This is a genomic window from Streptomyces sp. NPDC102514, from assembly GCF_055584525.1.
The window spans coordinates 297,804-311,460 of record NZ_JBVJLW010000006.1; the positions used below are offsets into that span (position 1 = coordinate 297,804).

Below are 13,657 nucleotides of genomic sequence, written 5' to 3' on the forward strand. Positions count from 1 at the left end.
CAGGCGTCACGCTGTGACGAGTTCGCTACACACAGCGATACCCCCGCGACCGTGCAACCGGTCCGGGGGCGCGGTCATCAACCAGCTAAAGGAAATTGACGACATGGAGCACCGTATCGGCCGGCTCGTCGAGCCGTTGCTGCGATTGCTTTTTCCGGGCAGGGGACGGCACCGACTGCCGGTGGCCGAGGTGGCGTCCAGGCGGGGGCGGCACCGCGCCTCCCCGGGCGCGCAGGGGCAGACCGCCCACCGCGTCGGCTGCCGCCCCCTGCGTGGCGAGGACCACGTGATGGTCCGCCCCTACCTGGTGGAGCACGAGCAGCGAGAGCGACGTGAGCAAGGCGAGCGACACGAGCAGGTGCGGCACCAGCGGGCCCGTCGGCGCGCCCTGTGGCTCGCCACGCGCGGCGTCGACATCGGCCCGCGGCTGATCCACGGCATGGAGGTGTCCGCGTGACCGGCGACCGGGCGGGCACGGGAGGACCGGTCCGGGTGGCCAGGTTGCTGCCGTGGGCCGGTGACGAGGGCAAGCCCTGCTATCTCATCGGGGACGGGACGAGCCACCTCTCCCGTACGGCCGACCGCATCGAGAGCGTGCAACTCGACATGACGGCCGGACTGCTCGACCACGCGGGCGACCTGCTCGCCGATCGCCGGGCCACCGCAGATCAACTCCGTTACCTGGCAGCCCGTTTGGCCGAAGCGCTCATGGACGTGCACCGCGTCGCGGAGAGCCGGGGCGCCCGCATCACTCCGGCCGTCCACGCGGACGCCCACGACCTCGCAGGTCACCCGTACGTCGAGTGACCTGTCCCGGAGGCCGGATTCAGCCCCCTTCCGCGAAGGTTCACGGCCCGTACCCTCCCGCTCAACCACCCTCCCCCTACCGTGACGCCATGCGTCTGAGATCCGTACTCGTCACCCTCACCGCCGGCCTGGTGGCGGCCACGTGCGTCACCGCCGCCGGGCCCGCCACGGCCCACAGCGGTCCCGCCGACCCGTCGCGCGGCCACGCCTGTTCCCCCGCCGTCTCCATCGAGCGTTTCTCCGACGCCCTCGACAAGACGACGTACGAGGGCACGTTCGTCGGCAACTTCTCCGCGCTGGCCGTGGACCGGGACGGGGCGATCGCCGCGCTGTCCGACCGGTCCTCGCTCTTCACCCTGGACCCGAAGACCCTGCGTCCGCGTTCCGTCGTCCCGCTGGCCGACGAGAGCGGGGCCGCGCTGGACTCCGAGGGGCTCGTCGTCGACCGCGACGGCACCCGGCTCGTGTCGTCCGAGACCGAGCCGTCGGTACGCCGCTACGGCCGCGACGGCACGATCCTCGGCCGCCTCCCCGTGCCGGACGCCCTGCGCGTCGCCCCGACCGGCCGCGCCACCGCCAACCAGACCTTCGAGGCGCTGACCCTGCTGCCCGGCGGCCGTACCCTGCTGGCCGGCATGGAGGGCTCCCTGTCCGGCGACACCCCCGGCGTCGTACGCCTCCAGACCTGGCAGCGGCACGGCAGGAGCGACTTCCGGCTCGCCGCCCAGTACGGCTACCGCACCGACACCGGTCTCGGGCTCGTCGAGAGCGCCGCGACCCCCGACGGCCGCCTCCTCGTCCTGGAACGCGGCTTCACCGCCGGGGTCGGCAACACCGTCCGCCTCTACCTGGCCGACGTCCGCCACGCCACGGACACCTCCCGTATCGACACCCTGACCGGCCGGGACGGCGTACGCCTCGTCCGTAAGACCCTCCTCGCCGACATCGCGGACTGCCCCTCCCTCGGCGCGACCGCCAAGCAGCCGCAGCCCAATCCGCTGCTCGACAACATCGAGGGCATGGCCGTCACCGGCGGCAGCCGGGGCGCCCTGCGTGTCCTCCTCGTCAGCGACGACAACCAGGGCGCCACCCAGACCACCCGCTTCTACTCCCTCCGCGTGCGCCCCTGATCCCTCCGCGCACGCCCCCGATTGTTGCGGAGGGATGAAATCCGCTTCGATCCGTGTTGGTGCCTTCCGGACGATCAGGCCGGACGAGGGAAGGCATCAGGAGTGACAACGCAGCGGGGATGGGCACGGCGGCTGGCCGGGTACGCGTGGCGGTACCCGAAGGACGTCGTGCTCTCGCTGGGCGCCTCGCTCGCCGGCATGGCCGTCATGGCCGTCGTGCCCCTCATCACCAAGGTGATCATCGACGACGTCGTGGGCGACCACACCCGCGACATGGCCCCGTGGGCGGGCGCGCTCATCGGCGCGGGCGTCCTCGTCTACGTCCTCACCTACATCCGCCGCTACTACGGCGGCCGGCTCGCGCTCGACGTCCAGCACGACCTGCGCACCGACATGTACGAGACGATCGTCCGCCTCGACGGCAGGCGTCAGGACGAGCTGTCGACCGGCCAGGTGGTGGGCCGCGCGACCAGCGACCTCCAGCTCATCCAGGGCCTGCTCTTCATGCTCCCGATGACGGTCGGGAACATCCTGCTCTTCCTGATCTCGCTCGGGATCATGGCCTGGCTGTCCCTCCCGCTCACCCTCGTCGCGCTGGCCGTCGCCCCCGCCCTCTGGTTCATCGCCCGGCGCAGCCGCTCCAAGCTGCACCCGGCGACCTGGTACGCGCAGGCGCAGGCCGCCGCGGTGGCCGGGGTCGTCGACGGCGCGGTCAGCGGCGTACGGGTGGTGAAGGGCTTCGGGCAGGAGGACCAGGAGACCGGGAAGCTCCGGGAGATCGGGCGGCGGCTCTTCGCGGGGCGGCTGCGTACGATCCGGCTCAATTCCAAGTACACCCCGGCCCTCCAGGCCGTTCCGGCGCTCGGGCAGGTCGCCATGCTGGCCCTCGGCGGCTGGCTGGCGGTGCAGGGCGAGGTCACCCTCGGTACGTTCGTCGCCTTCTCCTCCTATCTCGCCCAGCTCGTGGGCCCCGTACGCATGCTCGCCATGGTCCTCACGGTCGGACAGCAGGCCCGCGCCGGTGCCGAACGCGTCCTGGAGCTCATCGACACCCGGCCGTCCATGGAGGACGGCACGAAGGGCCTTCCGGCCGACGCGCCCGCGACCGTCGAGTTCGACGGTGTCTCCTTCGCCTACGACGACGACCGCCCGGTCCTCGACGGCCTCAGCTTCGAGATCCGCGCCGGCGAGACCCTCGCGGTCGTCGGCTCCTCCGGCTCCGGCAAGTCCACGGTCTCCCTGCTGCTGCCCCGCTTCTACGACGTGACCGGCGGCGCGGTCCTCATCGGCGGCCTCGACGTGCGCGAGCTGACCCTCGACTCGCTGCGGGCCGCGATCGGACTCGTCCCCGAGGACTCCTTCCTCTTCTCGGACACCGTCGGGTCCAACATCGCGTACGGCCGCCCCGAGGCCACCCGCGAGGAGATCGAGACCGCCGCCCGCGCCGCCCAGGCGCACGGCTTCGTCTCCGCGCTGCCCGACGGCTACGACACCAAGGTCGGCGAGCACGGACTCACCCTCTCCGGCGGTCAGCGCCAGCGCGTGGCCCTGGCCCGCGCGATCCTCACCGACCCGCGCCTGCTGGTCCTCGACGACGCGACCTCCGCGGTCGACGCGCGCGTCGAGCACGAGATCCACGAGGCCCTGCGCGGAGTCATGGCGGGCCGCACGACCCTCCTCATCGCCCACCGCCGCTCCACCCTGAACCTCGCCGACCGCATCGCCGTCCTCGAAGACGGCCGCCTCGCCGACCTCGGCACCCACGAGGAACTGACCGAGCGCTCGCCGCTCTACCGCCGCCTGCTCACCGACCCGGACGAACTGGGCGGGGTCTCGCCCGGTCACACCACGCCGTCCTGTCCGCAGGAGGACACCTCCGTACGGGACGAGCTGGACGCCGAGTTCGACGCCGAGCGCGGGGTCACCCCGCACCTGTGGACCGGCGACCGCGAACCCAAGGACACCGCGCTGGCCGGTATGCCCGCGACCCCCGGCCTCCTCGCCCAGGTCGACGCCCTGCCGCCCGCCACCGACACCCCCGGCGTCGACGAGGCGCGCGCGGTCACCCCGGAGGAGTCGTACGGGCTGCGGCGCCTGCTGCGGGGCTTCGGGCTCCCGCTGCTCGTCAGCCTCGGCCTGGTCGCCGTCGACGCGGGCATGGGCCTGCTGCTGCCGGTCCTGATCCGGCACGGCATCGACGAGGGCGTCTCCGAGATGGCGATCGGCGGTGTGTGGGCGGCCTCGGTGATCGCCCTGATCAGCGTGCTCGTCCAGTGGGCGGCGCAGATCGGCGAGACCCGGATGACCGGCCGCACGGGCGAGCGGGTCCTGTACTCGCTGCGGCTGAAGATCTTCGCGCAGCTCCAGCGGCTCGGGCTCGACTACTACGAGCGGGAGCTGACCGGCCGGATCATGACCCGGATGACGACGGACGTGGACGCGCTGTCCACGTTCCTGCAGACCGGTCTGGTCACCGCCTTCGTGTCGGTCGTCACCTTCTTCGGCATCATGGGCGCGCTGCTCGTCATCGACGTACAGCTCGCGCTGATCGTCTTCCTGACGCTGCCGCCGCTGATCGTCGGCACGTTCTTCTTCCGCAGGTCCAGCGTGAAGGCGTACGAACTGGCCCGTGAGCGGGTGTCCGTGGTGAACGCGGACCTCCAGGAGTCGGTGTCGGGGCTGCGGATCCTCCAGGCGTTCCGGCGCGAGGGCTCGGGCGGGCGGCGCTTCGCGGAGGGCAGCGACAGCTACCGCCAGGCGCGGATCCGCGGGCAGTGGCTGATCTCGATCTACTTCCCGTTCGTGCAGCTGCTGTCCGCGGTGGCCGCCGCCTCCGTGCTCGTCGTGGGCGCCGGGCGCGTCGACGCTGGCACCCTCACCACCGGTGCGCTGGTCGCGTACCTCCTCTACATCGATCTGTTCTTCGCCCCCGTGCAGCAGCTCTCGCAGGTCTTCGACGGCTACCAGCAGGCGACCGTCTCCCTCGGCCGGATCCAGGAGCTGCTCCAGGAGCCGACCTCCACGAAGGCCGCCGCCGAGCCGCTGGAGGTGCTGTCCCTGCGGGGCGAGATCGCCTTCGAGGACGTCGACTTCGCGTACGGGTCCGCCGACGGGGCCACGGAGAGCGAGGAGGCGCTCAGCGGGGTGCGGCTGAGCATCCCCGCCGGGCAGACCGTCGCGTTCGTCGGGGAGACCGGCGCGGGCAAGTCGACCCTGGTGAAGCTGGTGGCCCGGTTCTACGACCCGACCGGCGGCCGGGTCACGGTCGACGGCACGGATCTGCGCTCGCTCGACCTGACCTCGTACCGACACCGTCTCGGTGTGGTCCCCCAGGAGGCGTACCTCTTCCAGGGCACCGTCCGGGACGCCATCGCGTACGGCCGTCCCGACGCCACGGACGCGCAGGTGGAGGCGGCGGCCCGCGCGGTCGGCGCACACGACATGATCGCCACGCTGGACGGCGGCTACCTCCACGAGGTCGCCGAGCGCGGGCGCAACCTCTCCGCCGGCCAGCGCCAGCTGATCGCGCTGGCCCGCGCCGAACTCGTCGACCCGGACATCCTGCTCCTCGACGAGGCCACCGCCGCGCTCGACCTGGCCACCGAGGCCCAGGTCAACCAGGCCACCGACCGCATCGCGGGCCGCCGTACCACCCTGGTCGTCGCCCACCGGCTGACCACGGCCGCCCGCGCGGACCGGGTCGTGGTGATGGCCGACGGCCGGGTCGCGGAGGACGGTACGCACGACGAACTGCTCGCGCTCGACGGCCGGTACGCGCGCCTGTGGCGGACGTTCGTGGGGGAGCCGGACCCGGTCCGCACCGCGACCTGACGGCTCGGGCCACCCCGCGAAGACGCTCGGACACCCCTCGAAGACGGCCCGGACACACCGCGAATGCGCCATGAACACGCAGAAAAGCCGCAACCGGCGGGTAGGGCAACCGTTCGCCGTACGCCATGCGTCCGTACAGCAGTACGTCGAAGCAGGGCATCAGCCGCCGCGGGCCGTGGAGGGACACCAGTGGACATGGGCGCGATACGCCGACGCCTCACGCTCGGTACCGCCGTGCTGACGGCGTCCGGGCTGCTGGCACTCGCGGGCCCGGTGGGCGACGCCTCGGCGGCGTCACCGTGCGCCGGGCGGAAGGTGCGCACCCTGCCCTTCTCCACCGGCCATGTGGACGTCCACAAGAAGCGCGGTTACGTGTGCGCGGTGACCTACCCCAAGAAGGTGGGCGCCCGCCGCTACATGATGGTGAGCGTCCAGGCCCGGGGGAGCGAGCGCGTGCCGAACGCGGGCCGGTTCGTGCGGTACGCGGGTCCCGTACGGGTGCACGCGGGCCACCGCTGCGTACGGGTCACGGGGGCCGTCGGCCCGGGCACGGTCAGCACGGGCTGGATCCTCTGCTGAACCCCCAAGTCGTGCGGTCTTCGCACCGACCTGACGGTAATGTCCGCAACATCCCCTGGTGTGACAGCTGTTGCTGGGCTAAGTTCCGGCGGACATCTGCGTATTCAGGGGAGAACGCATGCGCAAGACGCTCAGATGGCTGTTGTCCCTCGTGGTGCTCATAGGCACCGTGAGCACGGCCGGGGCGGCCACCGCCGCCCAGCCGGACGCCGCCACCGCAACCAACCTCGTCACGGACGAGTCGGCGGACATCAAGGACCGCCTCCTCGCGATACCGGGCATGAGCCTGATCGAGGAGAAGCCCTACACGGGCTACCGCTTCTTCGTCCTCAACTACACCCAGCCGGTCGACCACCGGCACCCGTCCAAGGGCACCTTCCAGCAGCGCATCACCGTGCTGCACAAGGACACCGCCCGCCCGACGGTCTTCTACACCGGCGGCTACAACGTCTCCACGACCCCGAGCCGCCGCGAGCCGACCCAGATCGTGGACGGCAACCAGGTCTCGATGGAGTACCGCTACTTCACTCCGTCCCGGCCCGCGCCTGCGGACTGGTCGAAGCTCGACATCTGGCAGGCGGCCAGCGACCAGCACCGCATCTTCAAGGCCCTCAAGCCGGTCTACGACAAGAAGTGGGTCTCCACGGGCGGTTCGAAGGGCGGCATGACCGCCACCTACTTCGAGCGCTTCTACCCGCGTGACATGGACGGCGTCGTCGCGTACGTCGCCCCCAACGACGTGGTGAACAAGGAGGACTCGGCGTACGACCGGTTCTTCGCCAAGGTCGGCACCAAGGAGTGCCGCACCCGGCTGAACGCGGTGCAGCGCGAGGCGCTGGTACGCCGTACCGCGCTGGAGAAGAAGTACAAGGAACTGGCCGCCGCCGAGGGCTACACCTTCACCACCATCGGCAGCCTGGACCGGGCGTACGAGGCGGTCGTCCTCGACTACGTGTGGGGCTTCTGGCAGTACAGCCTGCTCGCCGACTGCGACACGATCCCGGCGGACGCGAAGAACGCCACGGACGACGAGATCTGGACGTCGATCGACACGATCTCAGGCTTCTCGTTCTACACCGACCAGGGCCTGTCGCCCTACACGCCGTACTACTACCAGGCGGGCACGCAGCTCGGTGCGCCGACCATCGTCTTCCCGCACATCGAGAAGAAGTACATCCGCTACGGCTACCAGCCGCCGCGGAACTTCGTGCCGCGCGACATCAAGATGAAGTTCCAGCCCGGCGTCATGCGCAGCGTCGACTCCTGGGTCAAGCACAACGCGAACCAGATGCTGTTCGTGTACGGGCAGAACGACCCGTGGGGCGCCGAGCCGTTCCGCCTCGGCAAGGGCGCACGTGACTCGTACGTGTTCACGGCCCCGGGCCTGAACCACGGCGCCAACGTCGCGGGTCTCGTCGCCGACGAGAAGGCCCTCGCCACGGCCCGCATCCTGGAGTGGGCGGGCGTCGCCACGGCCGCGGTCCAGGCGGACCCGGAGAAGGCGAAGCCGCTGGCCAAGTGGGACTCGAAGCTGGACAAGCGCACGGTCGAGCGTCAGCTCCGTCCGTAGCCGTTCCGGTCACGCGTTCGGTGCCGCGCCCGTCCGTCCGGCCCCCGGGCCACGAGCCCCCGGGCTACAACGGGCGGGCGCAGCCCACCGGCTCCGGTCCGCCGAGCTGCACGTACAGCTCGGTGGACGCGGGGCAGTCGGAGCGCCGCTCCACGGCCCCGGTCACCTTGTACTCGGGGGCCCTGCCGCCGCTCGGGCCACCGCTCGGGCCGGCGCACGCGGTCTCGCGGACCTCGCCCGCACCCGCGCCGTAGACACAGTCGCCGACGATCGTGCGGGGGCCTCCGCCGCCGCCCGGGTCGCCGGGGTGCGGGGGTTCCAGGTTGCGCATACAGGCGTACCCCTGCGGGACCGAGCCGTCGCCGTCCTCGTCGGCGGAGGGCCGCTGCTCGCTGATGTGCAGCACGAAGTCCGTGGTGGCGGGACAGGGCCGGCCCTCGCCCGCCCTGCCGTCGTGCCGCGCGATCACCCGCGCCGCCGCCCGTTCGCTGGTGCACGGCACCTCGGTGAACGACTCGCGCCCGAACGAACTGCACTCGTCGATCCCGAGGAACACCACCCCGTATCCCGAGGCCTGGGTCGGGACCGGAACGGGAGTCGTCCGCCGCGCGTCACCGTCGCCGTCGGCCCCCGACGGCTGCCCGCACCCCGCGAGGGCCGCCAGCACCAGCATGAGCAGCGCGCACACCAGCGGCGCGCACAGCATCGCCGCCGTCGCGTCGGCGGACCTCGCGCGGTGTGCGCCCGCGCCGCGTGCGTCGCGCATGGCACCTCCCCCCGATCATCCCCAGCCCAGCGTGACCCGCCGGGGCGGGCCCCGCCAGGCGTACCGGATGCTTTGCGTCACTTGGGGATGCGGGAAGGGGCGCACGTCGTAGACCCGGTACGCCAGGCCGGGCGCGCGCCCCTGTGCGGGACCTCAGTACGTCAGGCCGTGCCCCACGGGATACAGCACCACCGCCGGATCGTCCGCGCGCTGCACCGGCACCGGCAGTCTGCCGCGCGGACCGACCCGCCCGGCGAGCACCCGTACCGCGGCGCGCAGCTCGACGTCCGTCCACGAGTACGACGCCAAGTAGGCCTTGACGTCCGGCAGTTGAGCCACGTCGTACGGGTTGCGGATGGCGAGCGCGACCACCGGGCGGCCCGTGGCGAGCAGTTGGTTCACGAGGGCGCGCTGACCGGAGGCGGCGGTGACGTTGTACGTGCCCACCAGGACCGCGTCCATGTCCTGGGCCGCCGCGACGGCTTTCGCGATCGTCGCGGCCGAGGGTGCCGTGCCCGTGGACAGCACGGTCGGGGTGAACCCCAGCTCGGTGAGGGCGTTCGCCAGGACGGTCGTGGGCGGACCCGTGGTGCCGGACGGCGAGGCCGGATCGGCGCCGACGACGAGCACCTTCGTGTGCGTACGCCGTGACAGCGGCAGCAGCCCGCCGGAGTTGACGAGCAGAGTCGTCGTCCGCTCGGCGACACGGTCGGCGGCCTTGAGGTGCGAGGGGATCCCGACCGTGCGGTCGACCCCCCGCCCCGTGACGTACGGGTCCTTCAGCAGCCCCAGCTTCGCCTTCAGCCGCAGCACGCGCAGGATCGATTCGTCGAGGCGGGCCTCCGTCAGCTCGCCGCCGCGGACGGCCTGAAGGACCGCGTTCCAGGCGACGTCCAGCTTCGGCGGGTTGAGGAGCTGGTCGACACCGGCCTTCAGGGCCAGAACCGGCACACGGTCGTCGCCGTACTTCGTGCGGACGCCCTCCATGCCGAGCGAGTCCGTCACCACGACCCCGTCGTAGCCGAGCCGTTCGCGCAGGATGCCGGTGAGGATCGGACGAGAGAGGGTGGCCGGATCGCCGGCCGGGTCGAGCGCCGGAACCATGATGTGCGCGGTCATGATCGAGTCGATACCGGCGGCGATCGCGGCCTTGAACGGGGGCGCGTCCAGCTCGGCCCACTGCGCCTCGGTGTGCGCGATCACCGGGAAGCCGTAATGGCTGTCGGTCTCGGTGTCGCCGTGCCCCGGGAAGTGCTTGGAGGTGGCCGCGACCCCGGCACCCTGATAGCCCTTCACCTGTGCGGCGACCAGGCCCGCCACGGCCTCGGGACCGGCGCCGAAGGAGCGTACGCCGATGACCGGGTTGGCCGGGTTCACGTTCACGTCGGCGACCGGGGCGTAGTCCTGGAGGATGCCCATCGCACGCAGCTCGGCGCCGCCGATGCGCCCGGCCGTGCGGGCGTCCGTGCGCGAGCCGCCCGCGCCCAGGGCCATCGCGCCCGGGAAGAGCGTCGCGGGCGTGCCCACCCGTGCCACTATGCCGTGCTCCTGGTCCGTGGAGATGAGCACGGGGAGGCCGCGGGGCTGTTCCAGCGATGCCTTCTGGATGCCGTTGCTCAGGTCCGCGATCTGGTGCGGTGCGCGGGTGTTGTGCGCCCACCCGAAGTAGATGATCCCGCCGACCCGGTACTTCGCGATCAGCTCGGCGGCCGTCCGTACGCCGATCTCCGCGAGGTTGGCGTCGATGTCGGCCTGGTCGGGCTCGGTCGCGGAGTGCCCGTACACCCGCATGACGAAGAGCTGCCCGACCTTCTCTTCGAGCGTCATACGGGAGACAAGGGCCCGGAGCCGCTTGTCGTCGCGGTGCGCGTGGGCGCCGGTGCCGGCGAGTGCGGGGGTGGCGCCGGCGACGGCTGCGGCCGCACCGGCGGTGGCCGCGAGCAGCGTACGTCTGGAGGTGTGCACGTGCGCTCCTTCCGGAGAGGGCCCGGGGGACCCGTGGAGGGGCGAGCTGAACGAACCCTTGCGGGTTTCCCTTGCAGGATTCCCTTGGGCGATCCTTGAAGAAAACTGCCAAGGAGTCACGGATATCCGGGAAATTTCTGCCAGTCAATAGCGCGGACGGACGCGGTGGGGTGGCGCCGGGGTCGTGCCGGGGGAGGGGCCGCCACCGGCGCTGTTGGAGGGGGGCGCGCCGGTGACGGCGTGCTGCCGGCCGCAGGCGGCGGAGAGGGTGGTCAGCAATCGCAGCCAGCAGCGAGGCCGACACCGCACTGCGGAGACTCATCCGACAGCATGCGAATTGGACGAGGGCCGGTGGGGATGGGTTCCCCGGAATCCCCGAATTCCGGCAAGTAGGTACGAGGGCGGACGCGAGTACGCTCCCGGGACGGAAGCGGCACACGTTCGAACCAACCACTCCCCTCCCCGCACCCCGACGGGGACCGCCCGCGCAGTCCCCCGCACCCCTAAAAGACTGCGCAGTTCCCCGCGCCCCTAGAGGTGGCGGGCCGCAGCGATCGTCTTGAGGGACCGCGAGCACCCCAACAAACCCGCACCCGGCAACGAACCTTTCAAGGGGGGCGCGGGGAACGGCGCGAGCAACCGAGACGGCCCCGCACCCGACAACGAACCCCGTAAGGGGCGCGGGGAACGGCGCGATCAGCCACAGCGGACCCGCACTCGGCGACGGGCCTTGTAAGGGGCGCGGGGAACGGCGCGAGCAACCGAGACGGCCCCGCACCTGACGACGGACCCCTTAAGGGGCGCGGGGAACGGCGCGATCAGCCACAGCGGACCCGCACCCGGCGACGGATCTTTTAAGGGGCGCGGGGAACGGCGCGAGCAACCGAGACGGCCCCGCACCCGGCGACGGGCCCTTCAAGGGGCGCGGGGAACTGCGCAGTCTTTTGGGGCGTGGGCCCGCGCTCGGGCGGCGGCTCAGGGCAACGGCGCGCTGCGCGCGCTACGCCGCGTCGTTCAGGAGGCGCGACAGATAGTCATGCCCCGCCCCCAACAACCCCTCCAGCGGCTCCGCCGCCTCGTACCACCGCTTCTCGTACTCCCAGCACAACCACCCGTCCCACCCCTCCCGGGACAGCAGATCCACACACTCGGTGAGCGGCAACACCCCCGCCCCCAGCGCCAGCGGAGTCGTGTCGTCCGCGGACGCGATGTCCTTGACCTGGACATACCCGAGGAACGGCGACAGCGCCGCGAAACTCGCCGAGGGCTGCTCCCCGCCGAGCCACGTGTGCATGACGTCCCAGAGCGCCCCCGCCTGCCGGTGCCCGACGGGCCCGAGGACGCGGATCGCGTCGGCGCCGGTGCGGTGCGAGTCGTGGGTCTCCAGCAGGATCCGTACACCGAGGTCGGCCGCGTACTCGGCCGCCGTGCCCAGCCGCCGGGCGGCCGTCGCGTCGGCCTCCTCGGGCGTCTGGTCGGGTGTCTGCCCGGAGCCGCCGCCGGGGAAGACCCGGATGAAGGGCGCGCCCAAGTCCCGTGCCAGGCCCAGGAGTTCGCGGATCTCGGCGAGTACGGGCTCGTCGTCGCCCGGCGCGGCGACCCGTACGTACCCGGCCAGGCCCAGGATCTCGACGCCCGCCGTCTTGAACTCGGCGACCACGTCGGCGCGTGCGGTGAGGTCGAGGCCGGTGTGCACGGGCTCCTCGGGATGCGTACGCAACTCGACGCCGTGATAGCCGTGGGTGGCGGCGAGCCGCACCACGTCGCTGATCGGGAGTCCGGGTACGCCGAGGGTGGAGAAGGCCAGTTTCACGAAATCGCACCTTCGCTGTCGATCGAGTCGGGCGAGTCAGGACTACGGGCGCGGGCCGGTCCGCGGGCCGGTCCGCGGACCGTTGCGGCCAAGGGGCCGGGAATCCCGAGTGCCCCCGGGGCCGGCGCACCACGAAACGGACCCTACCCGCCGCTCGCGTTCTCTCACTTCCGCGTCACTCCTGTGTTCCGAGCAGGTCCAGCCGCCAGTCCTGCCCGACGAGATCGGCGCCGAAGGAGCGGTGCGGTTTCTCGTCGACGAGGACGAACCCGTGCCGCTGGTAGATGCGGCGGGCGGAGGACAGGACGTCGTTCGTCCACAGGACGGTCTCCCGGTAGCCGACGCCCCGGGCGAAGTCGACGCAGGCGCTCACCAGCCGGTCGCCGATGCCGAGGCCGCGCGCGTCCGGTTCGACGAGCAGCAGGCGCAGCCGGGCGGCGCCGGGTGCCTCGTCCCGTACGCACATCACGCTGCCCACCTGGCGGCCGTCCAGTTCCGCGATCCACACCCGTTCCAGGTGGGGGTCGTGGTCCTCGGCGAAGTCGGCGACGATCCGGGCGACCAGCCCTTCGTAGTCCGCGTTCCAGCCGTACTCGGCGGTGTAGAGCGCCGCGTTGCGCTGCACGATCCAGCCGAGGTCGCCCGGGCGGGGCTCGCGCAGCAGGACGTCCTCGCGGCGCGGGGGCCGGCGTCCGGCGTCGGAGAGGATCTCGCGGATGTCCCGCATGGCCTCGGCGAGCCGGGTCCGGTCCCCGGGCGGCACGCTCGACAGCAGCGAGCCGACCGAGTCCCGCGACCGCTCGTCCAGCAGGTCGGCGGTCTCCCGCCCGCGGGCCGTGAGTGTGACGCGGCGGCGCCGGGTGTCCTTCTCGGAAGGTGTCCGCTCGATCAGTCCGTCCTTCTCGAACTTCGCCAGCAGCCTGCTCAAGTAGCCGGAGTCCAGGGAGAGTTCGGTACGGAGGTCGGCGGTGTCCGTTCGGGGGGAGTGGGCGAGCTCGTACAGCACGCGGGACTCCGTGAGCGTGTACGGCGCGTGGAGTTGGCGGCCGTAGTCGAGTGCGCCGATGAGGTTGGTGTAGAAGCGGTTGAAGGCGCGGATTTCCTGAACGGTCATGGCACGTGACACCTGTCTCACAGCGATGGTCAAGAGAAAATTGCTGACTCAGTCAGAGATGATGCCTGATGGGGCCAGTTTC

General features: G+C 71.7%; 10 protein-coding genes. 6 read left to right on the forward strand and 4 right to left on the reverse strand.

Annotated features, from left to right (window positions below; translation table 11 throughout):
- Nucleotides 1-103: 103 nt before the first annotated feature.
- The 6 genes from ACZ60E_RS18140 to ACZ60E_RS18165 all read left to right on the forward strand — a co-directional run bounded on the left by ACZ60E_RS18140 (nucleotide 104) and on the right by ACZ60E_RS18165 (nucleotide 7,917).
- The gene (locus ACZ60E_RS18140; protein ID WP_469441560.1) at nucleotides 104-457 is read left to right on the forward strand and encodes a hypothetical protein; all 354 of its coding nucleotides are present in this window, start codon (nucleotides 104-106) and stop codon (nucleotides 455-457) included.
- Nucleotides 454-807 (forward strand): hypothetical protein, encoded by a 354-nt coding sequence (locus ACZ60E_RS18145; RefSeq protein ID WP_469441562.1) that lies wholly within the window; start codon nucleotides 454-456, stop codon nucleotides 805-807. Before ACZ60E_RS18140 ends, ACZ60E_RS18145 begins: the two co-directional genes overlap by 4 nt.
- 89 nt (nucleotides 808-896) lie before the next feature.
- Nucleotides 897-1,937: an esterase-like activity of phytase family protein gene (locus ACZ60E_RS18150; RefSeq protein WP_469441563.1), complete on the forward strand. Its 1,041-nt coding sequence runs from the start codon at nucleotides 897-899 to the stop codon at nucleotides 1,935-1,937.
- A gap of 102 nt (nucleotides 1,938-2,039) precedes the next feature.
- Nucleotides 2,040-5,768 (forward strand): ABC transporter ATP-binding protein, encoded by a 3,729-nt coding sequence (locus ACZ60E_RS18155; protein WP_469441564.1) that lies wholly within the window; start codon nucleotides 2,040-2,042, stop codon nucleotides 5,766-5,768.
- A gap of 195 nt (nucleotides 5,769-5,963) precedes the next feature.
- Nucleotides 5,964-6,347 (forward strand): hypothetical protein, encoded by a 384-nt coding sequence (locus ACZ60E_RS18160; protein WP_384807950.1) that lies wholly within the window; start codon nucleotides 5,964-5,966, stop codon nucleotides 6,345-6,347.
- A 118-nt stretch (nucleotides 6,348-6,465) separates the two neighbouring features.
- Nucleotides 6,466-7,917 (forward strand): S28 family serine protease, encoded by a 1,452-nt coding sequence (locus ACZ60E_RS18165; protein WP_384807952.1) that lies wholly within the window; start codon nucleotides 6,466-6,468, stop codon nucleotides 7,915-7,917.
- A gap of 64 nt (nucleotides 7,918-7,981) precedes the next feature.
- On the opposite strand, the gene ACZ60E_RS18170 is transcribed toward ACZ60E_RS18165, so the two are convergent.
- From ACZ60E_RS18170 to ACZ60E_RS18185, 4 genes are all read right to left on the reverse strand, one after another.
- Nucleotides 7,982-8,623 carry a hypothetical protein gene (locus tag ACZ60E_RS18170; RefSeq protein ID WP_469441806.1) on the reverse strand — a complete coding sequence of 214 codons (642 nt, stop codon included), beginning with the start codon at nucleotides 8,621-8,623 and terminating at the stop codon, nucleotides 7,982-7,984.
- A 213-nt stretch (nucleotides 8,624-8,836) separates the two neighbouring features.
- Nucleotides 8,837-10,648, reverse strand: a complete 1,812-nt coding sequence (locus tag ACZ60E_RS18175; protein WP_469441569.1) for a glycoside hydrolase family 3 protein — start codon at nucleotides 10,646-10,648, stop codon at nucleotides 8,837-8,839.
- Between the two features lie 1,000 nt (nucleotides 10,649-11,648).
- Nucleotides 11,649-12,461: a sugar phosphate isomerase/epimerase family protein gene (locus ACZ60E_RS18180; RefSeq protein WP_384807956.1), complete on the reverse strand. Its 813-nt coding sequence runs from the start codon at nucleotides 12,459-12,461 to the stop codon at nucleotides 11,649-11,651.
- Nucleotides 12,462-12,636: 175 nt separating this feature from the next.
- Nucleotides 12,637-13,575: a bifunctional helix-turn-helix transcriptional regulator/GNAT family N-acetyltransferase gene (locus ACZ60E_RS18185; RefSeq protein WP_384807958.1), complete on the reverse strand. Its 939-nt coding sequence runs from the start codon at nucleotides 13,573-13,575 to the stop codon at nucleotides 12,637-12,639.
- Nucleotides 13,576-13,657: the final 82 nt, after the last annotated feature.